This is a genomic window from Pseudomonas arsenicoxydans (assembly GCF_900103875.1).
GTDB lineage: Bacteria > Pseudomonadota > Gammaproteobacteria > Pseudomonadales > Pseudomonadaceae > Aquipseudomonas > Aquipseudomonas arsenicoxydans.
The window spans coordinates 1,186,821-1,208,092 of record NZ_LT629705.1 but is presented as its reverse complement, the minus strand read 5'-3'; the positions used below and the strand labels follow the sequence as shown (position 1 = coordinate 1,208,092).

22 protein-coding genes are annotated in these 21,272 nt (G+C 58.0%); 5 read left to right on the top strand and 17 right to left on the bottom strand.

Annotated features, from left to right (window positions below):
- Window positions 1-7 precede the first annotated feature (7 nt).
- From tssG to BLQ41_RS05345, 12 genes are all read right to left on the bottom strand, one after another.
- Complete coding sequence (tssG, locus tag BLQ41_RS05400; protein WP_010465275.1) at window positions 8-1,015, bottom strand: type VI secretion system baseplate subunit TssG; 1,008 nt, start codon at window positions 1,013-1,015, stop codon at window positions 8-10.
- Entirely contained in the window at window positions 979-2,766 is a 1,788-nt protein-coding gene (tssF, locus tag BLQ41_RS05395) for a type VI secretion system baseplate subunit TssF (protein ID WP_090177925.1), read from the bottom strand. Before tssF ends, tssG begins: the two co-directional genes overlap by 37 nt.
- 112 nt (window positions 2,767-2,878) lie before the next feature.
- Entirely contained in the window at window positions 2,879-3,295 is a 417-nt protein-coding gene (locus BLQ41_RS05390) for a hypothetical protein (RefSeq protein ID WP_090177922.1), read from the bottom strand.
- A gap of 49 nt (window positions 3,296-3,344) precedes the next feature.
- Window positions 3,345-4,274, bottom strand: coding sequence for a DUF6402 family protein (locus tag BLQ41_RS05385; RefSeq protein ID WP_090177919.1), 930 nt, complete (start codon window positions 4,272-4,274; stop codon window positions 3,345-3,347).
- 20 nt (window positions 4,275-4,294) lie between these two features.
- Window positions 4,295-4,819 carry a PAAR domain-containing protein gene (locus tag BLQ41_RS05380; RefSeq protein ID WP_090177916.1) on the bottom strand — a complete coding sequence of 175 codons (525 nt, stop codon included), beginning with the start codon at window positions 4,817-4,819 and terminating at the stop codon, window positions 4,295-4,297.
- A gap of 10 nt (window positions 4,820-4,829) precedes the next feature.
- Window positions 4,830-5,237, bottom strand: a complete 408-nt coding sequence (tssE, locus tag BLQ41_RS05375) for a type VI secretion system baseplate subunit TssE (protein ID WP_090177913.1) — start codon at window positions 5,235-5,237, stop codon at window positions 4,830-4,832.
- 14 nt (window positions 5,238-5,251) lie between these two features.
- Complete coding sequence (tssC, locus tag BLQ41_RS05370) at window positions 5,252-6,727, bottom strand: type VI secretion system contractile sheath large subunit (protein ID WP_090177909.1); 1,476 nt, start codon at window positions 6,725-6,727, stop codon at window positions 5,252-5,254.
- A 26-nt stretch (window positions 6,728-6,753) separates the two neighbouring features.
- The gene (tssB, locus tag BLQ41_RS05365; protein ID WP_090177907.1) at window positions 6,754-7,269 is read right to left on the bottom strand and encodes a type VI secretion system contractile sheath small subunit; all 516 of its coding nucleotides are present in this window, start codon (window positions 7,267-7,269) and stop codon (window positions 6,754-6,756) included.
- Between the two features lie 32 nt (window positions 7,270-7,301).
- Window positions 7,302-8,858 carry a type VI secretion system protein TssA gene (gene tssA / locus BLQ41_RS05360; protein WP_090177903.1) on the bottom strand — a complete coding sequence of 519 codons (1,557 nt, stop codon included), beginning with the start codon at window positions 8,856-8,858 and terminating at the stop codon, window positions 7,302-7,304.
- Window positions 8,859-9,510: 652 nt separating this feature from the next.
- Complete coding sequence (locus BLQ41_RS05355; protein ID WP_003213368.1) at window positions 9,511-9,786, bottom strand: HU family DNA-binding protein; 276 nt, start codon at window positions 9,784-9,786, stop codon at window positions 9,511-9,513.
- A gap of 192 nt (window positions 9,787-9,978) precedes the next feature.
- Complete coding sequence (locus tag BLQ41_RS05350) at window positions 9,979-11,127, bottom strand: NAD(P)/FAD-dependent oxidoreductase (protein WP_090177899.1); 1,149 nt, start codon at window positions 11,125-11,127, stop codon at window positions 9,979-9,981.
- Between the two features lie 20 nt (window positions 11,128-11,147).
- Window positions 11,148-11,315: a rubredoxin gene (locus BLQ41_RS05345; protein ID WP_007954349.1), complete on the bottom strand. Its 168-nt coding sequence runs from the start codon at window positions 11,313-11,315 to the stop codon at window positions 11,148-11,150.
- Between the two features lie 202 nt (window positions 11,316-11,517).
- Here BLQ41_RS05345 and BLQ41_RS05340 point away from each other — a divergent pair, with 202 nt between their 5' ends.
- Both BLQ41_RS05340 and ubiA read left to right on the top strand, forming a co-directional pair.
- Window positions 11,518-12,081 carry a chorismate--pyruvate lyase family protein gene (locus BLQ41_RS05340; protein WP_090177896.1) on the top strand — a complete coding sequence of 188 codons (564 nt, stop codon included), beginning with the start codon at window positions 11,518-11,520 and terminating at the stop codon, window positions 12,079-12,081.
- On the top strand, window positions 12,081-12,971 hold the full coding sequence (gene ubiA / locus BLQ41_RS05335) for a 4-hydroxybenzoate octaprenyltransferase (RefSeq protein WP_090177893.1): 891 nt from the start codon (window positions 12,081-12,083) through the stop codon (window positions 12,969-12,971). Before BLQ41_RS05340 ends, ubiA begins: the two co-directional genes overlap by 1 nt.
- Window positions 12,972-13,061: 90 nt before the next feature.
- Here ubiA and BLQ41_RS05330 read toward each other — a convergent pair whose 3' ends face one another.
- Window positions 13,062-13,445 (bottom strand): COG4315 family predicted lipoprotein, encoded by a 384-nt coding sequence (locus tag BLQ41_RS05330; protein WP_090177890.1) that lies wholly within the window; start codon window positions 13,443-13,445, stop codon window positions 13,062-13,064.
- 152 nt (window positions 13,446-13,597) lie between these two features.
- Here BLQ41_RS05330 and phoB point away from each other — a divergent pair, with 152 nt between their 5' ends.
- The 3 genes from phoB to BLQ41_RS05315 all read left to right on the top strand — a co-directional run bounded on the left by phoB (window position 13,598) and on the right by BLQ41_RS05315 (window position 17,174).
- Window positions 13,598-14,287 carry a phosphate regulon transcriptional regulator PhoB gene (gene phoB / locus BLQ41_RS05325; protein WP_007896474.1) on the top strand — a complete coding sequence of 230 codons (690 nt, stop codon included), beginning with the start codon at window positions 13,598-13,600 and terminating at the stop codon, window positions 14,285-14,287.
- Between the two features lie 100 nt (window positions 14,288-14,387).
- Window positions 14,388-15,710, top strand: coding sequence for a phosphate regulon sensor histidine kinase PhoR (gene phoR / locus BLQ41_RS05320; protein ID WP_090177887.1), 1,323 nt, complete (start codon window positions 14,388-14,390; stop codon window positions 15,708-15,710).
- Between the two features lie 123 nt (window positions 15,711-15,833).
- Window positions 15,834-17,174, top strand: a complete 1,341-nt coding sequence (locus BLQ41_RS05315) for a hemolysin family protein (RefSeq protein ID WP_090177884.1) — start codon at window positions 15,834-15,836, stop codon at window positions 17,172-17,174.
- A 69-nt stretch (window positions 17,175-17,243) separates the two neighbouring features.
- On the opposite strand, the gene BLQ41_RS05310 is transcribed toward BLQ41_RS05315, so the two are convergent.
- The 4 genes from BLQ41_RS05310 to pstB all read right to left on the bottom strand — a co-directional run bounded on the left by BLQ41_RS05310 (window position 17,244) and on the right by pstB (window position 21,184).
- On the bottom strand, window positions 17,244-18,140 hold the full coding sequence (locus BLQ41_RS05310) for a peptidoglycan DD-metalloendopeptidase family protein (RefSeq protein WP_090177880.1): 897 nt from the start codon (window positions 18,138-18,140) through the stop codon (window positions 17,244-17,246).
- Between the two features lie 201 nt (window positions 18,141-18,341).
- Complete coding sequence (locus BLQ41_RS05305; RefSeq protein WP_090177876.1) at window positions 18,342-19,301, bottom strand: response regulator; 960 nt, start codon at window positions 19,299-19,301, stop codon at window positions 18,342-18,344.
- 167 nt (window positions 19,302-19,468) lie between these two features.
- Window positions 19,469-20,230 carry a phosphate signaling complex protein PhoU gene (gene phoU / locus BLQ41_RS05300; RefSeq protein ID WP_090177873.1) on the bottom strand — a complete coding sequence of 254 codons (762 nt, stop codon included), beginning with the start codon at window positions 20,228-20,230 and terminating at the stop codon, window positions 19,469-19,471.
- 120 nt (window positions 20,231-20,350) lie between these two features.
- Window positions 20,351-21,184, bottom strand: a complete 834-nt coding sequence (pstB, locus tag BLQ41_RS05295; RefSeq protein ID WP_007942698.1) for a phosphate ABC transporter ATP-binding protein PstB — start codon at window positions 21,182-21,184, stop codon at window positions 20,351-20,353.
- Between the last annotated feature and the right edge of the window lie 88 nt (window positions 21,185-21,272).

Sequence of the window (21,272 nt, the reverse complement as noted above, 5' to 3'; positions counted from 1 at the left end):
TCTGTCCTTAATGAATTTTGCTGCCCAGGGTCACCACGCCGTCCGCTTTTTCGCGGCCCAGCCAACTGGTCCATCCCAGGCGACAGGCGTTCTGCTCACCGATGCGCAGTTCGCGGATTTCTTCCTGGCGCAACACCAGGCGAATGTCGTAATCGAGCGGGTCACGCAGGGTGAAGCGCACCAGCGCGCACAACGGCTGGTAGCCGAAACCGATCGGCAGGAATTCGTGGAAGCGTTGCCAGTCGAGCTCGCGGATGTGGATGCGGAACTTGCCGCTGCGATCGCGCACGTGTTCGCCCAGCACCAGGTCTTCACCGAGCAGGCTGTTGGCGCGGCCCAAACGATTGCGCTGCTCGTCGAGAATCTCCACGCGGCGCTCGATGCACTGCTCGATGGTCAGTTCGGCGTGTTTGAAGTAGTAACGCAGCACCGCTTCGATCAGCGCCGCCGAGTGCGCGCGCAAGCTGAGCAGACCGAGATACGGCAGCAGGCGTTTCCAGTTCAGTTCCTGAGCCTTGCGGATCTCTTCGCCGCCCAGACCGATCAACGCAAAAAGCTGCGACGAGAATGGGTCGAGGGCGCCACTTTCGAAACTGGCGCGGTAGCGGTACTTACGCCAGATCGGCAGCATCAGCCGTTGCAGGCGATGGTGAAACAGATCGAGGAAATTGCGGGTCGGGTTACCGTCTTCGCTGTCGCCCAGGGCCTGCTCACCATAGAACGCCGGCAGCGGCGAGCCGGAGCCAACCAGGCCGATCAGGTTGAATCGCAGGCGCGCACGCATCTGCCCGTGCTCGTGGAAAAACTCCACGCGATCGACGTCGCTGCCCGGAAAACCCAGGCTCGGGTTGGCCTGGAATTCCAGCTGGTCGTACAAATCGTCCTGGCTCAGGTGCGGGTGGGCCTCGCGCAGCCGGTCAACCACCAGCAGCACGGCCTGAAACAGCGAGTACTCGCGTATTCCTCGGGTCAGTCCGCTTAAAGAAGCGGCTGAAGGCCCATACGTGGTGTCCATTGGTACACCTCTCCCTGTGTGCTTTTTACCCGCAGCTCGTGGTACGAATTGAGACTGGCGTAAAGCGCGAAAAACTCGTTAAGAACCGAGGCGAAAACGAACAGGTCGCCCTCGCCGATATACCCTTCCGGGTCGATGGTCAGCTCGGTACGCAACCCGCGAACCGGCAACCCTCGGTGCAACCGATCAACGTGCTGGTGCTTGATTGACTTGAGCCCGCCCAGCAAACGCTTACTGACTTTTTCTGCGTGTTGGTCGTAGTAGCGCGGCAGGTCGTAGGTTTCGAGAATCACCTTCAACGCATTGACGTCGGCCAGGGACAGGTAGTTGAGCGACATGTTGCTGATCAGCTTCCAGAGGAAGTCGCGGTTCAGCGGTGGCGCATAACTTGGGGTGGCCGGGGTGATGTTGCGGAAACTCAGGAACTCCGGCGTGTCTTCGCACGCTTGGCTGATGTCGCCGAGCTTGAGTTTTTTGGGCAGGTTCTGGTTGGTGCACATCAGCTCGATCGACAGGGTTTCGTGGGCTTCGGTATGGCGGATGCCGAAGCTCAGGTAGGTGTCGAGGCCGTTGTGCAACGAAGACGAACGCTGGCGGATGCTGTAATGCGGACGGCTGTTGGGCACGTCGAAACTCGGATCGTGCTCGAAGGATTCGAACGGCACGTATTCCTGGTAACCGAGGCCGCCGGGCTTCCAGCCGGTGACGGTTTCCACCGAGAACACGCCGCAGTTTTGCAGATCGAATTCGGCGGGCAGCAGCAGGTATTCGTCTTGCTTGCCGTCGAGGCGGATCGGCAGTGCGTCGTGCTTGAACAAGTTGACGACGGGTGTGCAGTAGAGCTTCACGTTGTCCAGCGTCGGGCGCATGCGCATGATGCCGCTCTTGCGAATATCAAAACGCAATTCGAGGCCACGCACCTGCTTGAGCGTGTCCTCCGGCAGCGCCTTGAGCAAGTCCAGGCCGTTGATATCGACAAAGAGGAACTTGTCCTGGAAGGCGAAGTATTCCTGCAGGTAGCGATAGCCACGGAAGGTGTTCAGCGGATAGGGGATCAACGCTTCTTCTTCGGCAAAACCTACCGGCTGCACACGGTCGCCGGGCATCTTGAACGCCATCGGCGTGCCGTTGACGCCGTTGATGGGTTTACCGGCGCCATCCAGCGGGATCAGTTCGATGCCTTCCAGATTGCGCAGCAGGCTCAGGTAGAGCATTTGACTGATGTAGCGCTCACCGGCGAAGTGCAGACGCAAACGGCTCAGTTCCAGTTCGCCGAGGTGACCGTCAGCGCTCATCTCCAGACGCAGGCTCAACAACGAACCGTCGCCCTTCACCGAGTAATTCAGCGCGGCAAGATCCAGCGGCAACACTTCGGTCGGGTAGCAGGTGCGAAAGCGGCAACGCACGTCATCGATCGGCACGCTCTCAACTGGAGTGTCGCGCTCGACCATCAACGCAGGACCCGAACGCTTCAGCGGGTCGAACTGCAAAATGCTGAACGCCGGCAGCGGCCGCATGTAGTTGGGCCACAGCAGATGCATCAACGAATGGCTCAGCTCCGGCAACTCGTCGTCGAGCTTCTGGCGCAGGCGCCCGGTCAGGAATGCAAAACCTTCCAGCAACCGCTCCACGTCCGGATCCCGCCCGGCCTGACCCAGGAAAGGCGCCAACGCCGGGCTACGCTCGGCGAAACGACGACCTAACTGGCGCAGTGCGGTGAGTTCGCTTTGGTAGTAGTGGTTAAAGGACATCGTGTGGTTGCCTGATCATAATTTAGAGTAAATTCCCGCGCTGACATAAGCCGTCGTTCACTTAGTGAGCTTAATTCGCGCCAAAGTAGTCATCGAGAGGGATTCATCCGCCTCAATTAGGAATAACCTCATACGGTGTATTACTGATAAAGACATTCAGCCAACTTTCTTCCCATTGCGGCATGGAAACCGTGAACACTTTGTTTTTCTTGTTGAAGTCGATCCAAGTAATACCGACCTCGTTATCATCCTCGTACGCACGCATATCTAGCGATTGAGTATCGTACAACGGGCTTCGATATACTTTGGCTGAATCCTTCGAATCAATAATTCTTAAGTACGCCATACCGCCAAGCATGAAAATTCTGCCGACACGCACATTCTCAATTACGTAATCTCCTGAAGGGCTGGCCTTAGTTGTACTTGCAGGAAATCCAAGCATTGCGTTTACGCAATAAACAAGCAATGCAAACAACAGCACCAACGAGAGACTGATAGACCATAACCACTTTCTGCTAAACGTGATCATTTTTTAACACCCACATTTTCCGCAACCACACCAACGCTAAATGTGCGCATTATTTATTCCAAACGTTAATAACTGTTAATGGAATACTCTGATAGTGCACATCAGATAAAACCTGAAAGTCGCCACCCTTACCGAACTCAGCCCGATACTTCACAAAGTGGGAGTTCGTAATATAAAAATAGCGCGCACTGTCTATTTCGTTAAACATAGCTTGAGAGTCTTCGGCACTGAGATACGGATTCGACGCGATGTCTGACCTCATCTGCGCCGCGCCGGCATTTGCAGTGGCTGCATAGGCAGGGTTGGCTACCCCATCAAAATTCCAAAAACCCAGTGGTTGACTGAAATTATCTTCCGGTGCGTCATTGAAGTCGTAGGCATCCTCAGCATAAAAGCCGATACGCTCAACAAATAGTTGAATGCTATCTACAGAGACGACTAACTTCCCTTCTGGAAATACGCGAACGTTAAAATTTGCCAGCGCAGCCCGGAGCTCATCGGTTTTCTCTATCAAGCCGAATTTGACCGCTCGATTATTACTGTATCCGAACTCTTCAACCTTTCTTGCACTTTCAAACTTGAAAGGGTAAACGCCTGGAGTCGAGCCAAGATACTTATCTTTGACTTTCTTGCTTATATTTTTTCGTCCAGCAGGATTATCCCAAACAGACTTCAACTCTTCAATTACAGCCTTGGCAGGTTCAAACCGCATCAGCCAAGCCATTTTCACGATGGTATCTTCTACATAATTGACGTCTGCAAGAGCGTCGTGGTCTTTGACCTCTTTGCTCATAGCGCCGTCTGTGGTTGGCCATGGCTTGCCATTGAACCAATGGCGCATGAGCTTCGCAGCAACTGGCCATTTCATCTTATCCATCGCGCCAGGTATATCTGTGATTTTGAATTGACGAACAACTGCAGACTTACCAGCCTGATTACTCGCTGGTGTCAGACTTGAAGCTATTGTTGTATCCGCCATATCAAAAACCCTCACTCGTCTTATCCAATTACAACTTCGGATTGCTGCTCAATAATCAACTCATACGTCTCAGCTTCCGATGACGAAATTTTCTGCGTCTTGCCGTCGGCGCCTGTGACACCACTGATTATTTTTCCCGAGGCTGTTTTGAAACTGTATGCAACTCCAGCCAACGGCTTCCCGGTGTCCTGGTAATTGATCACGTAGTGCTCGTTAAACGGCCACTGAATCTCCACCGGCAACGGCGCCACAAACGGCACCGGCGAATGCGAATTCCCGATAATCACCGTCCCGGAACCCGCCGTAACCTTGTTGCCATGAGTCCCGACGGAATCCACCGTTGCCGCCGGTTTGCCATTAATCAAAACCGTCGTCGCCAACCCGCCCGACATCGCACCACCACACGCCGAGGCATCGCCTTGGCGGGCGGCCGCGAGGCCGTCGAAGAAGACGTCGCCGGAACCAGCGGCGATCGGGTTGGTGCCGTGGCCGGGGAGCGGGCAAGCGGTGGGGTCGGATACGCGGGCTGCGGGTTTACCGGACATACGAATCTCCTTAGTTGACCTTCACTTGACCGCTGCCATCCAGGCGCGCGGCGAAACTGACCTGACGTTTGAAACCATCAACTTCCAGCAGGCCTTCGATGCTGAAGGACAGACGAAGCTGATCGTGATCACGCGGCAGGGAGATGACATGCACATTGCTCAAGCGTGGCTCGTAGGCTTCGATGAAATTTTCGATTGCCAGACGGGCCTGACTCAAAGAGTCGTGCAGGCTCAGACGCATGTCATTGAGATCGGGTAGCCCGTAGTCGGACAGCGTTTGCACGCTGCCCGCACGGGTGCTGAGCATCTTAGCCAGATGGGCAGCCACGGACGCCATGGCGGAGACCTCACGGCTCCAGCCGACGCGTTTTTCCGCGTCGCCACCCAGGCGTTCGAAAAGGCTGCCGTATCCAGTCATGACTCAGGCTCCTCTTACTCTTTGTCCAGCTTGCCAACCAGCGACAGGGTGAAATCGGCACCCATGTACTTGAAGTGCGGGCGCACGTTCAGGCTGACGCGGTACCAGCCAGGCTCGCCTTCGACATCGCTGACGATGATCTGGGCAGCGCGCAGTGGGCGACGGCCACGGACTTCGGCGCTTGGGTTTTCCTGGTCGGCCACGTATTGGCGGATCCACTTGTTCAGTTCCAGCTCGAGGTCGGTACGTTCTTTCCACGAACCGAGTTGCTCGCGCTGCAGCACTTTCAAGTAGTGAGCCAGGCGGTTGACGATCATCATGTACGGCAGTTGGGTGCCGAGCTTGTAGTTCAGCTCTGCAGCCTTGCCTTCTGCGCTGATGCCGAAGAATTTCGGCTTCTGCACCGAGCTGGCGGAGAAGAACGCCGCGTTGTCGGAGCCTTTGCGCATGGTCAGGGAGATGAAGCCTTCCTCGGCCAGTTCGTATTCACGACGGTCGCTGACCAGAACCTCGGTAGGGATCTTGGTTTCGATTTCGCCCATGCTTTCGAAGTGGTGCAACGGCAGGTCTTCAACCGCGCCACCGCTCTGCGGGCCGATGATGTTCGGGCACCAGCGGAATTTGGCGAAGCTGTCGGTCAGCTTGGTGCCGAATGCGTAGGCCGTGTTGCCCCACAGGTAGTGCTCGTGGCTGTTGGCGACGGTTTCTTTGTACACGAACGATTTGACCGGGTTTTCTTCCGGGTCGTACGGGTTACGCAGCAGGAAACGCGGCACGGTCAGGCCGACGTAACGGGAGTCTTCCGACTCGCGGAAGCTCTGCCATTTGGCGAACTGCGGGCCTTCGAAGTGATCTTTCAGATCCTTCAGGTCTGGCAGGCCGGTGAAGCTTTCCAGGCCGAAGAATTTCGGACCGGCAGCCGCGATGAACGGCGCGTGAGACATGCAGGCAACGCTGGACACGTACTGCATCAGTTTCACGTCCGGCGAGCTTGGGGACATGAAGTAGTTGGCGATGATCGCGCCCACAGGCTGACCACCGAACTGACCGTATTCAGCGGTGTAGATGTGCTTGTACAGGCCCGATTGCATCACTTCCGGCGAATCTTCGAAGTCGTCCAGCAGATCGTCCTTGGAGACGTTGAGGATTTCGATCTTGATGTTTTCGCGGAAGTTGGTGCGGTCGACCAGCAACTGCAGACCACGCCACGACGATTCCAGGGACTGGAAGTCCGGGTGGTGAAGGATTTCGTCCATCTGGCGGCTGAGCTTGGCGTCGATCTCGGCGATCATGCGATCAACCATTGCCTTCTTGACCGGCTCACCGTTGTTCTGCGGCTTGAGCAGCTCTTCGATGAAGGCCGACACACCGCGCTTGGCGATGTCGTAGGCTTCGTCGTCCGGCGTCAGGCGGGTTTCGGCGATGATGCTGTCGAGAATGCTGTATTCGCCATTCTCTTTACTTTTTTGCTGCGCTGCACTCGTGCTCATTGTTGGCTTCCTTGACTGATGGTGGCTCAGACGTTCTGGGGGGCGTCCTGGGCTGCGGCGTTCAGGCCCAGCTCACCCAGTACGCGACCGCGGGATTCGTCGTCGGCGAGAACGCCTTCGATGGCTTTGCGGAACGCAGGCGCGTTACCCAACGGGCCTTTGAGGGCCACCAGCGCGTCGCGCAGTTCCATCAGTTTTTTCAGCTCAGGCACTTGCTCGACCAGGCTGGCCGGGTTGAAGTCCTTCATCGAGTTGACGCGCAGTTGCACGCCCAACTCTTCAGTGCTGCCCTCTTCCTGAAGACGGTTCGGCACGTTCAACGTCAGGCTCAGCTCTTGCTTGGCCAGCACTTCGTCGAAGGTTGTCTTGTCGATGCTGATCGGCTTGCGATCTTCGACTTTGCGTTCGTCCTTGCGGTGGGTGTAGTCACCGATTGCCAGTAGTTTCAACGGCAGTTCGATCTCTTCCTGTGCACCACCGGTGGCAGGTTTGAACGTGACGTTGATGCGTTCCTTGGGGGCTACCGAGCCTTCTTTGGCCATGGCTTTTCTCCTTGCGGTTGTGGCCCGGGGGCCTATTCGAGTACCACTTCGAGATCGAGGTGGCACAGCCTGCGATAAATCTCTTCCTTGCGTTCACGTACGGCATGGTTCTGCGGCAACAACTCGCAGCAGCTATGCAGTAAATGCAGCACTTCCAGCGCAAGATCGGGCTCCCAGGCGTTCAGGCCTGAGTCCTGTAATGTTTGGTCGAGGGTTTCGAGTTGGGTCCTGGCCAATTCGTATTTCTTGGCCATGAAGCACAGCCGCGCGAGGGCGAACTGCCAGAAAAACCGTACGCGCCCGCCTTGAGCACTTTGCAGGCCCTGCTTGAGGATTTGCACGGCGGCCTTGAGGCCGTCCTTGCGCAAAATCGGCAGGACTTCTTCCAGGGCCACTTCCCAGGCTGGCTGGGTGTCGGCGACTTCAACCTTGCGCGGCGCACTGGCGCTTTGCAGGTGCGGCATGACATGGGCGCTGATCCAGGCGCGGGTCGCCGGATCGGCAAACGGTGCGCCGTCATGGAAACGCAATTCGATGATGCCAGGCAGACGCTGAATCAACAGCGCGAAGTGGATTTCCACTTCGCGCATGGCCATTTCGGCGTTCAGGCCCTGCAGGCACTCCCAGACCATGCGCTGGCCGTCAAACCAGAACGGCGCCTTCGCCAGGCTCGCCTCCAGTTCCACCAACAGGTCGGCGTACTTGGCCTGGTCGTAACGATCCTGATAGGACTTGAGCTTGTCCGCGGGCAAACCGCGCAGAACGGTGATTTGTTCGGCGTTGCGCTCGGGAACAGCGTCGATAGGCAGCCACAGGAGCGTGCGATTGAGGCGCAGGGCGCGCAGGTCAGTGGCTTTCTGCTTGAGCCACCAGGCACACAACGGCCGCGCGCTTTCCTGTTGGGCGCGCAGGGCTTTGTGGGCTTCTTTTTCGTTATCGATCGGTGCGCCAGGGGTGAACAACTGCGTGGCGGCTTGCTTGACCTGGGCGACTGCGGCGCCGACCACACCGGGTTCCGGCTGGTTGTCAGCGGCGCGTTGCACCATGTTTTTCAGGCGGCGAGAGATCGGCAGCAGCAGTGGCGCGTCGTCACCCAAGTGCTCGGTGCAGGCAGCGTCGAGTCCTTCAAGGTGTTCGACCAGGCGCCGGAACATCGGCAACTGCTCTTTGATCGCGATGTTTTCGGTCAACACCTGCTCAAGACGCGGCACCAGCCAACTGATCGCAGCAGCGCGGGTACGGGCCTTGTTCGGGTGGACTTCGGCCCAGTGGCTTTCGCACAGATAGTGCAACAAACCAAGGCCCGCCAGTAGTCCTTGAAAGGATTCGCGCTGGTACAACGCCCAGGTCAGCCAGGCACCGACCCGCAAGTCCTTGGACTGGGTACGCAGCAGGCTTTCGCTGTTTTCACGGATTTTAAGCCAGTCGATCTGACCGCTTTCGTGCATTGAGGAGGCTTTGCCCAGCTCGCTTTCCAATGCCTCATATTCGCTCGAAAAACGAACGTCCTCGCCCGCGAAATTCTCTTTGGAAACAGAGGCTTTTGCGAGATCAAGGTAATGAGCAGAAAGTTTGCTTGAGTAGGACATCCATGGCCTTTATTTAGGATTACGGTCATACGCCCAATGAAGATTCCAAGGGGCCAGGACAGTATCAAAGAGCTGCGATGAGTCTCATCCAATTGAGTTCGTGCTCTTTCAAGTGCGCGCATCGTAATCACTATGATGGCCACTAGCAAGCATCTGATTAAACAACAAGACGAAGTGATCTTTATTGCACGTAGGAGATCTCCCTATATGTGTAAGGGGATTCCCTGATGTCGATTTAATATTGAAGCCTCGCGAACACACGCCCAAAACCATTGAGCCAGAGCCTCCCGTCAAACTTTCAAAAAATCTTGGGCGAGACCTTTCGATGCAGGCGCGCAGCATGCCAATAATCAGAGGGAATAAATGTAGGAATCGTCCGAAAGGTCATGGTCACTTTGGAACAGCGCGGTGCGCGACAACAAAGAACCAAAAAAGTGCCATTACAGTGATGGCACTTAATATATGAAGGTAATCTCGGAAACGCTTGCGAACAAATGAGCTAAATGAACAATCAATTTCCAGAGTGTATTAATCAGTCCAATCCAGACTTAATACAGAACCACATTACGCGCATAAAAAATGGGCACCCGATTTAATCGGCATGCCCATTTTTCAATACGGTTCTCCCCTTTATTCAGGGAGTTCGCCGCAATTATGGATTAACGCTATCTTTCAACGATTTGCCTGGCTTGAACGCAACTGTGTTGCTGGCCTTGATTTTGACGGGCTCACCGGTTTGCGGGTTTTTGCCGGTACGGGCACCGCGGTGGCGTTGCAGGAAGGTACCGAAGCCCACCAGCGTGACGCTGTCTTTGCGGTGAAGTGCGCCGGTGATTTCTTCGAGAACGGCGTTGAGAACGCGGTTTGCCTGCTCTTTGGTGAGATCTGCTTTTTCAGCGATTGCAGCGGCGAGTTCTGGTTTACGCATTAGTGAAGCCCCTTTGACGGTTTTTTGTTGTTATGTCCGTGCTGTTCTCGTTGGAACAGCGCCCAAAGCGCCGCAGGTGCTCTACTCTGCGGCAGACGGGAGTGAGAATGGCACGCACGGAAGAGCCGCGCCAGTCTCGGCGCGACCTTTGTAGGGGCAAAAGAGGGGTGATTCCGACAGAACGACCGGTATTTACGCCAGCAGTGCCGGAAGCTCTTTGTTGAGAGCCAGTTTTTCCATCACCGCCGCGCCTGTCAGGGCATAACCGAGCAGTTTTCCGCTGGAATCGCGGCACAAAACCTTGACGTCGGCGCCCTGCCCTTCGACCGTCCAGACGCCCTCCACACCCCGTGGCGGCGGCGAAACCACCAACGGGCAGACGGGGGTTTTCACCGTGATCGGCATCGGGCCGTAGTTCACAGCGGTAGGGTTTCCGGCGAGGGTTTGCGCCAGCGCTCTCGCACAGCTCATCAGGGGCATGACGTACAGCAGATTCAGCCCATCGACCTCGGCACAATCGCCCAGGGCGTAGATATTGGCGTGAGACGTTTTCAGGTGACGGTCGACCACCACGCCACGGTTGACCTGCACGCCGGCTGCTGCCGCCAGGTCGATACGCGGACGCAGGCCAATGGCCGACACCACCACATCGCAAGGAATCACCTGACCATCGGACAAATGCGCCTCCAGGCCATCATCCACACGCTGCAAGCGATTGAGCACCGGCCCCAGGTGGAAGCGTGCGCCCAGGCTTTCCAGCCCAGCCTGAACCGCTGCGGCCGCCGCCGGGTGCAGCAAGGTCGGCATGACTTGTTCGCACGGTGCAACCAGTTGCACCTCGTAACCGCCCAGGATCAAGTCATTGGCGAATTCACAACCAATCAACCCGGCACCCAGCAACAGCACCCGACGTTTACCGGCCGCGGCTGCACGAAAGCGCGCGTAATCTTCCAGATCGTTGATCGGGAAAACGGCGTCGGCGGCGTCCCCTTCGATCGGCACTCGCACGGTTTCCGCGCCCCAGGCCAGGATCAAGTCGCGGTAAATCACCGACTCTTCGCCGATCCACAAGCGTTTGTGGCCAGGATCGATACCGCTGATGCGCGTGTGAGTACGCACTTCGGCCTTCAGTTGCTCGGCCATCGCGCCAGGTTCGGCCATGCTCAGGCCATCGGCGTCTTTGTTCTTGCCGAAACCGGTGGAGAGCATCGGTTTGGAGTAGGAGCGCCCGTCATCGGCGGTAATCAGCAGCAGCGGGGTTTCGCCATCGAGTTTGCGAAACTCCCGGGCCAGGTTGTAGCCGGCCAGCCCGGTGCCGACGATCACGACAGGTGCGTTCATTCCTTACTCCTTTAAATGTCTTAGTTGATTTCGATCATTTCAAAATCCATCTTGCCTACGCCGCAGTCCGGGCACAGCCAGTCTTCCGGCACGTCTTGCCACAGGGTGCCCGGCGCAATGCCGTCGTCCGGCCAGCCGTCGGCTTCGTTATAAATCAGGCCGCAGACCACACATTGCCACTTTTTCATTCAGGTACTTCCTCAGGATTCAGGCTTGATGCCGGCGCGAACGGCCGATAGATAGAGCGCTGCCGTTCGGCTCAGGGGCGTTTTGTACTGATCGGGCACGGCAGATGCAAGCGTGTTCGGCGCAACGGCGGCCCGGATCAATCAAAATCGCTGGCCGACATGTTAAGCTCGCCGCCTCATTTGCTGCCAATAATGACTCACTGTGCCGCACTCAAAATTCCCCTCCACGACCCCGTTATGGCTCCCTCACAGCCAACTGACGCCCCTCCCCGACACGTCTACCCTCGACTGGTTGTTTGACGAAGGCTCGCTGACCCGACGGCTGATCCGTTTGTCGAATGATGCTTTCAGTGTCACGCCGCTGTTTGAAGGCTGGCAACCACTGCGCGCCGACGAATGTGCCGCGCTGGAACTGGACGAAGGCAGTGAAGGCTGGGTGCGCGAGGTGTATTTGCGTGGCCACGGCGAAGCGTGGGTGTTTGCCCGCAGCGTGGCGGCGCGCAGTGCGCTGCAGGGCGATGGCTTGCACATGGACGAATTGGGCAGTCGCTCGTTGGGTGAGTTGCTGTTTTGCGATCAAGCGTTCCAGCGTCGGGCTATCGAGGTTTGCCACTATCCTCAGGAATGGCTGCCGATGGAGGCTCGCGCTCCTGAGCTGTGGGGCCGCCGCTCGCGGTTCGACCGCGGTGCCTTGAGCGTGCTGGTAGCCGAGATTTTCTTGCCGACCTTGTGGCTCGCCACCCGCGCCCATCCGGAGAATTGCTGATGTATCAGAGCCTGCTCAAGTCCCTGAATCGCTTGAATCCACGGGCCTGGGATTTCATTCAACTGACCCGCATGGACAAGCCGATCGGCATCTACCTGCTGCTGTGGCCAACGTTGTGGGCGCTGTGGATTGCCGGCAAAGGTTCGCCATCCTTGGCCAACATCGTGATTTTCGTGCTGGGCGTGGTGCTGACCCGGGCCGGCGGTTGCGTGATCAACGACTGGGCGGACCGCAAGGTCGATGGCCACGTGAAACGCACCGAACAGCGGCCACTGGTGAGTGGCAAGATCAGCTCCAAAGAAGCCTTGGTGTTCTTCGCGCTGCTGATGGGCGCCGCCTTCCTGCTGGTGCTGTGCACCAATGCGACAACGGTCTGGCTGTCGTTCGGTGGCCTGGCGCTGGCCCTCACTTACCCGTTCATGAAGCGCTACACCTATTATCCGCAAGTGGTGTTGGGCGCGGCGTTCTCCTGGGGCATGCCGATGGCGTTCACCGCCGAAACCGGTGAGCTGCCTGCTGCGGCATGGTTACTGTGGATCGCCAACCTGTTGTGGACGGTCGGCTATGACACTTATTACGCCATGACCGACCGCGACGATGATTTGAAGATCGGGGTGAAATCCACCGCGATTCTGTTTGGCGATGCGGACCGGGCGATCATCCTGACGTTGCAAGGGTTGGCGCTGGGTTGCCTGTTGCTGGCCGGGTCGAAATTCCAGCTCGGTGGCTGGTTCCACCTTGGGTTGCTGGCGGCGGCGGGCTGTTTTGCCTGGGAGTTCTGGTACACCCGAGGCAAGGACCGGATGCGTTGCTTCAAGGCGTTTCTGCACAACCACTGGGCCGGGTTGGCGATTTTTGTCGGGATTGTGCTGGATTACGGGTTGCGTTGACGTTTGCAAAAGATCGCAGTCTTTGGCGGCTCCTACGCTTTTGTGGGCGCTGCCGAAGCCTGCGATCTTTTCACAGCATCAGCGAATCACTTACTTATGCTCGTGAACCACGTGCCAGACATCTTTCATGCCGTCACCTTTCATTTCTCCAGGCTTTTCGTCCTTCATAAAGGTGTATAGCGGCTTGCCGTCGTAAGCGTATTGCATCGTGCCGTCATCACGCTTAATGACGGTCCATTTGCCCTCGGCCTTGGCACCCGCCGGAGCCATCATCGGCGGCCAGTTTTTAGCACAATCACCGTTACACATTGACTTGCCGCCAGCGTCCTTGTCGAACGTATAAACGGTCATGCCTTTGTGATCCACCATCATCCCGTCTTTCATCATGGCGGGTTCGGCAGCGAAGGCCATTGTTGGCAAAGCAAGGGCAGCGGCCAACATCAGAGCCTTAAGTGAGAACGTGTATTGAGTCATGGAAACCTTCTTTTGTGGTTGTCAGGATTCGGACTTAGAGCTTAGTTCAGGATCATGACAATCGCCGAGCTGCTAAATTGTTGTCACACGACTGCAATAATTCCGTTATCTAATGCGGCGCAAGACAGTTAAATGACAAGAGGATTAATGGCATGGTTGGCAGGAGCATTCTGATCGTCGACGACGAAGCGCCCATTCGCGAAATGATCGCCGTTGCGTTGGAAATGGCCGGCTATGACTGCCTGGAAGCGGAAAACTCGCAGCAGGCGCATGCCATCATCGTCGACCGCAAGCCGGACCTGATCCTGCTCGACTGGATGCTGCCGGGCACGTCCGGTATCGAACTGGCCCGCCGCCTCAAGCGCGACGAGCTGACCGGGGACATCCCGATCATCATGCTCACGGCCAAGGGCGAAGAGGACAACAAGATTCAGGGCCTGGAAGTCGGCGCCGACGACTACATCACCAAACCGTTTTCACCGCGTGAACTGGTAGCGCGCCTCAAAGCCGTGCTGCGCCGTGCCGGCCCGACTGATGGCGAAGCACCGATCGAAGTCGGCGGCCTGCTGCTGGACCCGATCAGCCACCGCGTGACCATCGACGGCAAACCCGCCGAGATGGGCCCGACCGAATACCGTTTACTGCAGTTTTTCATGACTCACCAGGAACGTGCCTACACCCGTGGCCAGTTGCTGGATCAGGTCTGGGGCGGCAACGTCTACGTCGAAGAACGCACCGTCGACGTGCACATCCGTCGCCTGCGCAAAGCCCTCGGCGATGCCTACGAAAATCTGGTACAAACCGTGCGCGGCACCGGTTATCGCTTTTCAACCAAAGCATAGAAGCAGCGGCAAGCTTTAAGCTATAAGCGGCAAGCAAAAGCACAGCCGCTCTAACTTGCGGCTTGCAACTTGATACTGGAAGCTGCGTTAAGGACGCCCCGTGAACCAAAACTGGCATGGCACCCTGATCCGTCACATGCTGTTGCTGGTCACCGGCTGCCTGGTCATCGGCTTGATGACCGGCTACTACGGCTGGAGCCTGGCAGCAGGATTGGGCATTTACCTGGGCTGGACCCTCAAGCAACTGCTGCGGTTGCACGAATGGCTGCGCCTGCACAAACCCGATGAGGCACCGCCGGACGGCTATGGCTTGTGGGGCGAAGTGTTCGACAGCATCTACCACCTGCAACGACGTGACCAACGGGTACGCGGGCGCCTGCAAGCGGTGATCGACCGCGTCCAGGAATCCACGGCCGCGCTGAAAGACGCGGTGATCATGCTGGACAGCGACGGCAACCTGGAATGGTGGAACCGCGCCGCTGAAACCCTGCTCGGTCTCAAGACCCCGCAAGACAGTGGCCAGCCGGTCACCAACCTGGTGCGCCATCCGCGCTTCAAGGAGTATTTCGAGCAGGACACCTACGCCGAGCCGCTGGAAATCCCTTCACCGATCAACGATCGCCTGCGCATTCAGTTGTACATCACCCGCTACGGCAACAACGAACACCTGATGTTGGTGCGCGACGTCACGCGCATCCATCAACTGGAGCAGATGCGCAAAGACTTTATCGCCAACGTTTCCCACGAGTTGCGCACGCCGTTGACGGTCATCTGCGGTTACCTGGAAACCTTGCTCGACAACGTCGAGGAGGTGAACCCGCGCTGGACCCGTGCCCTGCAGCAAATGCAGCAGCAAGGGGGGCGCATGCAAACCTTGCTCAACGACTTGCTGCTATTGGCCAAACTGGAAGCCACCGACTACCCCTCGGACAATCAGCCCGTGGCCATCGAAGGCTTGCTGCAATCGATCAAGGGAGATGCCCAGCAGTTGTCCGGCCAGAAAAACCAGCGCATCACCCTGGAAGCCGATCCGACGATACTGCTCAAGGGCAGCGAGGCTGAGTTGCGCAGCGCGTTTTCCAATCTGGTGTTCAACGCGGTGAAATACACGCCGGCCGAAGGCAACATCCGCATTCGCTGGTGGGGCGACGAGCAAGGTGCGCACCTGAGCGTCCAGGATTCAGGGATCGGGATCGACAGCAAACACCTGCCGCGCCTGACCGAACGCTTCTACCGCGTCGATTCCAGCCGCAATTCCAACACGGGCGGCACCGGCCTCGGCCTGGCGATCGTCAAACACGTATTGCTAAGGCATCGCGCACGGATGGAAATCAGTAGCGTGCCGGGGCATGGCAGCACGTTTACCTGCCATTTCGCGCCGGCTCAGGTCACCAAATCCCGGGTCATCAGCGCCGCCGACTGATACCGGCCAGCACTCCCCTCTAGGCAATCGCCCGGTCAGCCGCTACATTGGCTGACTTGTGCCTGCCTTTCAGGTGCACTTTTTTCTTTCCTTTCGAATACACGGAAACCGCAAAACTCCATCATGGACCCTTCCCCTGGCTTGACCCTCGCGACACTCTTTGCCGACTTCGGCATGATTCTTTTTGCTCTGATCCTGGTTTTGCTCAACGGATTTTTCGTTGCGGCGGAATTTGCCATGGTCAAATTGCGCTCGACCCGGGTCGAAGCCATCGCTGAGAAAAACGGCTGGCGCGGACACATCCTGCGCACCGTTCACAGTCAGCTCGATGCCTACCTGTCGGCGTGCCAGCTGGGTATTACCCTGGCCTCGCTGGGTCTTGGCTGGGTCGGTGAACCCGCGTTCGCACATATTCTGGAGCCGATGCTTGAAGCTGTCGGCGTGCAGTCGGTCGAAGTGGTCAAAGGCGTGTCGTTCTTTGCGGCGTTCTTTGTCATCTCGTACCTGCACATCGTGGTCGGCGAACTGGCGCCGAAATCCTGGGCCATCCGCAAACCCGAGTTGCTGTCGCTGTGGACCGCCGTGCCGCTGTACCTGTTCTACTGGGCCATGTACCCGGCGATTTACCTGCTCAACGCCAGCGCCAACACAATCCTGCGGATCGCTGGCCAGGGTGAACCCGGCCCCCATCACGAACACCACTACAGCCGTGAAGAACTGAAACTGATCCTGCACTCCAGCCGTGGCCAGGACCCGAGCGACCAAGGCATGCGTGTGCTGGCGTCCGCCGTGGAAATGGGCGAGCTGGAAGTGGTCGACTGGGCCAACTCCCGGGAAGACCTGGTGACGCTGGAATTCAACGCACCGCTCAAGGAAATCCTGGCGATGTTCCGTCGCCACAAATTCAGCCGTTATCCGGTGTACGACAGCGACCGTCAGGAGTTCGTCGGCCTGCTGCACATCAAGGATCTGCTGCTGGAACTGGCGGCCCTGGACCATATTCCCGAATCGTTCAACCTCGCCGAGCTGACCCGCCCGCTGGAGCGCGTGTCGCGGCACATGCCGCTGTCGCAGCTGCTGGAGCAGTTCCGCAAGGGCGGCTCGCACTTCGCGCTGGTTGAAGAGGCCGATGGCAACATCATTGGCTACCTGACCATGGAAGACGTGCTGGAAGTGCTGGTCGGCGATATTCAGGACGAACATCGCAAGGCGGAACGCGGGATCCTCGCCTATCAACCGGGCAAACTGCTGGTACGCGGCGACACGCCGTTGTTCAAGGTTGAACGCCTGCTGGGCATCGACCTGGACCACGTCGAAGCCGAAACCCTCGCCGGGCTGGTCTACGAAACACTGAAGCGGGTGCCGGAAGAGGAAGAAGTGCTGGAAGTCGAAGGTTTGCGGATCATCATCAAGAAGATGAAAGGGCCGAAGATCATTCTGGCCAAGGTGTTGATGCTCGATTGATGCGCTGATTCGCAACCGGGTCGAACCCATCGCGGACTTGCCCGCGATGGCATCAGAACAGGCAACCCATCATTGCTTGCCCAACGCAAAGTTGGGCAATGACCCGACCGGTTGATTGAACTGGTACGGAATCGATACCAACCCCAGTCCCGTATTGCGCTGTACCACAAAATGCAGGTGCGGCCCGCTGCTGTTGCCGGTATTGCCCGACAGCGCCAGCGCACTGCCCACCGACACTCGCTGTCCTTCGCGAACGCTGACCGAACCTTGCTTGAGGTGCAGGTACACGCCCATGGTTCCATCATCGTGCAGCACTCGCACGAAGTTGCCCGATGGATCGGTGCCACGCCCGGTCTGGGCATTCTCGGTTTTCACCACCACTCCGCCCCGCGCCGCAATGATCGGCGTGCCTTCGGGCATGGCGATGTCCATGGCGTAACGATTCTTGGCGCCGAAATGGCTGTATTGGCCGTTCGCTCCCTGGCTCAGGCGAAACGGTCCGCCGCGCCAGGGCAAAGGGTATCGATAGGCCATGGCCGCGCCTGAGGGGTCGCCCAGGGAATATTCGAACCTTGGGGTATACGCCAGCGGCCTTCCAGACTGCGTCGCCGTGAGCAACGCCAGACGAAGGTTGCTGCGGGCCGGCATCACCCGACGGATCGGCCGGCTCGGTGCGCCACTGACATTACTCAGCCCGGCGAAACTCAACTCGATCTCGACGGGCGCATACAGATCGTTGCGCACGAACACGCTGTCTGCGCCCTTCTGCTTTTTGATGTCCAGATAAACCTGACGCTCGAGGTGCTCGTCCATGCGATCCCGAAAAACGAACACCTGGGAGCCCTTGCTGGGGCGGTCGCTGTAGGAGACCACGCCATTGGCATCTTTGGACTTGTAGATCGTCATGGCCACAGCCGAGGTGGAGGCCATGAAAAGACCACAGAAAAACAGCAGGCGCGCGAGCATGGGCAAAGAGTCTGTCGAGTAAGGCCTGGGAAGGAGCCTAGCAGCTGCAATGGACCCGGGTAGTCGGCAGATGTTTCAAATGATCGTTCCCATGCTCTGCGTGGGAATGCAGCAAGGGACGCTCCGCGTCCCACCGAAGCGGACGCGGAGCGTCCCGGGAGGCATTCCCACGCAGAGCGTGGGAACGATCAGCGGTACGGATTACGCACCGGGTACGAAATGCTTCTGTGCCGTACCACGTGCTATCAAGCGGGAAATGTAATCGAGCTTCTGCGCGTCCTTATCGACGAAGCGGAAGGTCAATTGCAGCCATTCGCTATCGGGTTTCTGCTCGTGGGCGACGATGGCGTGCAGGTAGCCGTTCAGGCGGGCGGTTTCAGCGTTATCGCCCTGCTCGAGGTCGAGCACGGCGCTGTCGAGCACTTGCGGCAGGTTATCGGTGCGCTTAACCACCAGCAGTGCTTCCTTGAGACTCAAGGCCTTGATCACACACGGTTGAATGCCGTTCGGCAGGCGCAACTGACCCTGGCCACGACCGCCAGCTGGCGCTGCGGAGGACGCTACCGGCTTGATCGGCGGGCTATTGAGCAGGCCACGGGACACCGCAGCTGCAGGAGCCGGGGCTGGCGCGGCGGCGGCCGCAGGTTTGGCGAACGGGTTGACCGGTGCCGCTGCAGGCGCGACTACGGCAGCCTTGCCGCCAGTCAATGCGCTCAGGGAATCGTTGCCGAACGCCGAGTTCATTTTGGTCGGCGCGCCGCTCATCAAGGCGTCCAGCTTGCCAACCTTGTTCAGCGCCTGCTTGACCTTGGTCAGCAGTTGCTCGTTGGTGAACGGCTTGCTGACGTAGCCGGAAACGCCGGCCTGAATCGCCTGGACCACGTTCTCTTTGTCGCCACGGCTGGTCACCATCACGAAAGGCATGGTCTTGAGGTTGTCCTGCTCGCGGCACCAGGTCAGCAGTTCCAGGCCAGACATTTCCGGCATTTCCCAGTCGCACAGGACCAGGTCGAAAGCTTCCTTGGCCAACAGGGCCTGAGCCTTTTTGCCGTTGATAGCATCTTCGGTCCGGATGCCGGGGAAGTAGTTACGCAGGCACTTCTTTACCAGGTCACGAATGAATGCCGCATCGTCCACCACCAACACACTGATCTTGCTCATCCACCACCCCTCGAAAAAATCCCGGCAAGCATACCGTCTTACTGATGGCACATTGCCAAAAACCTTCAGTCACGCCGGGACTTTTCGTTCGCGGGTGCTGCGTTTAAAGTCGTCAACCCCACACAAAAACGCCCGGCCAAAGGACCGGGCGTTTTTCTTGGGCAGTCTTACTTATCGTCAGCTTTGCCCGGAACATTAGCGGTTTCGCCACTTGTACCTTCAACTTCTTCTTTCATGCGCTTGAGGCCCAGGTGACGCACATCGGTGCCGCGCACCAGATAAATCACCAATTCCGAGATGTTGCGCGCGTGGTCGCCGATGCGCTCCAGCGAACGCAGCACCCAGATAATGCTCAAGACCCGCGAGATAGAGCGTGGGTCTTCCATCATGTAAGTGGCGAGCTCGCGCAGCGCGGTCTTGTATTCGCGGTCGATGATTTTGTCGTACTGCGCCACCGACAACGCCAGGTCAGCGTCGAAGCGGGCAAAGGCGTCCAGCGCGTCGCGCACCATGTTGCGCACCTGGTCGCCGATGTGGCGAACCTCGACGTAACCGCGCGGCGCTTCGCCTTCTTCGCACAACTGGATGGCGCGGCGGGCGATCTTGGTCGCTTCGTCACCGATACGCTCCAGGTCGATCACTGATTTGGAGATGCTGATGATCAGGCGCAAGTCAGACGCCGCAGGCTGACGACGGGCCAGAATGCGCAGGCATTCTTCGTCGATATTGCGTTCCATCTGATTGATCTGGTCATCGATATCACGCACTTGCTGCGCCAGGCCGGAGTCGGCCTCGATCAGCGCGGTCACCGCGTCGTTGACTTGCTTTTCCACCAGCCCGCCCATGGCCAGGAGGTGGCTGCGCACTTCCTCAAGCTCGGCGTTGAACTGCGCAGAAATGTGATGGGTAAGGCCTTCTTTACTAATCATCTGTTTCGCTCCGCGAAAGTTGCAAGCTTCAAGCTGCAAGCTTCAAGCAGTTATGTACAAGTCCTGATATCGCACCGCTTCTCTCTTGCCGCTTGAAACTTGCGGCTTGCAGCTGTACGGCTAGCCGTACCGCCCCGTGATGTAGTCTTCGGTCTGCTTCTTCGCCGGATTGGTGAACAGGGTGTCGGTGTCGCCGAATTCCACCAGCTTGCCCATGTACATGAACGCCGTGTAGTCAGACACCCGCGCGGCCTGTTGCATGTTGTGGGTCACGATGACGATGGTGAACTTCGATTTCAATTCGTAGATCAGCTCTTCGACTTTCAGCGTGGAGATCGGGTCGAGTGCCGAGCAGGGTTCGTCGAGCAGCAAGACTTCCGGCTCCACGGCGATGGTGCGGGCGATCACCAGACGTTGCTGCTGACCACCGGACAGGCCCAGCGCCGACTCGTGCAGACGGTCTTTGACTTCGTCCCACAGCGCCGCGCCTTTCAATGCCCACTCGACGGCTTCATCGAGGATGCGCTTCTTGTTGATGCCCTGGATGCGCAGGCCATACACCACGTTTTCGTAGATGGTCTTTGGAAACGGGTTCGGCTTCTGGAACACCATGCCGACGCGACGACGCAGTTCAGCCACGTCCTCGCCTTTACGGTAGATGTTGTTGCCGTAGAGGTTGATCGCGCCTTCGACGCGGCAGCCGTCGACCAGGTCGTTCATCCGGTTGAAGGTGCGCAGCAGCGTGGACTTGCCGCAGCCGGACGGGCCGATGAAGGCGGTCACGCGCTGCTTCGGGATGTTCATGCTGACGTCGTACAGCGCTTGCTTGTCGCCATAGAACAGGCTCAGGCCCGGCACTTCGATGGCCACGGTTTCCTGCTCAAGGCTCAGGCTCTGTTTGTCGCGGCCCAGGGCAGACATGTTGATGCCGTGGGTATGTGTTTCGTGCTGCATGGGAGGCTCCCTGTGCTAACAAATTCGGTTTTTTGAACCACTGGCATGGTGTTCAGGCCAGGGGCTTACTCAAAATCTTTGTCTGGCG

Excerpts from the sequence above, each read along its gene's own strand:
- phoU (WP_090177873.1), bottom strand. The coding sequence starts at position 20,230 with ATGATTAGTAAAGAAGGCCTTACCCATCACATTTCTGCGCAGTTCAAC.
- BLQ41_RS05350 (WP_090177899.1), bottom strand. The coding sequence starts at position 11,127 with ATGAACGCACCTGTCGTGATCGTCGGCACCGGGCTGGCCGGCTACAAC.
- BLQ41_RS05355 (WP_003213368.1), bottom strand. The coding sequence starts at position 9,786 with ATGCGTAAACCAGAACTCGCCGCTGCAATCGCTGAAAAAGCAGATCTC.
- BLQ41_RS05310 (WP_090177880.1), bottom strand. The coding sequence starts at position 18,140 with ATGCTCGCGCGCCTGCTGTTTTTCTGTGGTCTTTTCATGGCCTCCACC.
- tssE (WP_090177913.1), bottom strand. The coding sequence starts at position 5,237 with ATGACTGGATACGGCAGCCTTTTCGAACGCCTGGGTGGCGACGCGGAA.
- BLQ41_RS05345 (WP_007954349.1), bottom strand. The coding sequence starts at position 11,315 with ATGAAAAAGTGGCAATGTGTGGTCTGCGGCCTGATTTATAACGAAGCC.
- ubiA (WP_090177893.1), top strand. The coding sequence starts at position 12,081 with ATGTATCAGAGCCTGCTCAAGTCCCTGAATCGCTTGAATCCACGGGCC.
- tssC (WP_090177909.1), bottom strand. The coding sequence starts at position 6,727 with ATGAGCACGAGTGCAGCGCAGCAAAAAAGTAAAGAGAATGGCGAATAC.
- BLQ41_RS05380 (WP_090177916.1), bottom strand. The coding sequence starts at position 4,819 with ATGTCCGGTAAACCCGCAGCCCGCGTATCCGACCCCACCGCTTGCCCG.
- BLQ41_RS05385 (WP_090177919.1), bottom strand. The coding sequence starts at position 4,274 with ATGGCGGATACAACAATAGCTTCAAGTCTGACACCAGCGAGTAATCAG.
- BLQ41_RS05315 (WP_090177884.1), top strand. The coding sequence starts at position 15,834 with ATGGACCCTTCCCCTGGCTTGACCCTCGCGACACTCTTTGCCGACTTC.
- tssG (WP_010465275.1), bottom strand. The coding sequence starts at position 1,015 with ATGGACACCACGTATGGGCCTTCAGCCGCTTCTTTAAGCGGACTGACC.
- BLQ41_RS05390 (WP_090177922.1), bottom strand. The coding sequence starts at position 3,295 with ATGATCACGTTTAGCAGAAAGTGGTTATGGTCTATCAGTCTCTCGTTG.
- BLQ41_RS05305 (WP_090177876.1), bottom strand. The coding sequence starts at position 19,301 with ATGAGCAAGATCAGTGTGTTGGTGGTGGACGATGCGGCATTCATTCGT.
- tssF (WP_090177925.1), bottom strand. The coding sequence starts at position 2,766 with ATGTCCTTTAACCACTACTACCAAAGCGAACTCACCGCACTGCGCCAG.
- phoB (WP_007896474.1), top strand. The coding sequence starts at position 13,598 with ATGGTTGGCAGGAGCATTCTGATCGTCGACGACGAAGCGCCCATTCGC.
- pstB (WP_007942698.1), bottom strand. The coding sequence starts at position 21,184 with ATGCAGCACGAAACACATACCCACGGCATCAACATGTCTGCCCTGGGC.
- BLQ41_RS05330 (WP_090177890.1), bottom strand. The coding sequence starts at position 13,445 with ATGACTCAATACACGTTCTCACTTAAGGCTCTGATGTTGGCCGCTGCC.
- tssB (WP_090177907.1), bottom strand. The coding sequence starts at position 7,269 with ATGGCCAAAGAAGGCTCGGTAGCCCCCAAGGAACGCATCAACGTCACG.
- tssA (WP_090177903.1), bottom strand. The coding sequence starts at position 8,858 with ATGTCCTACTCAAGCAAACTTTCTGCTCATTACCTTGATCTCGCAAAA.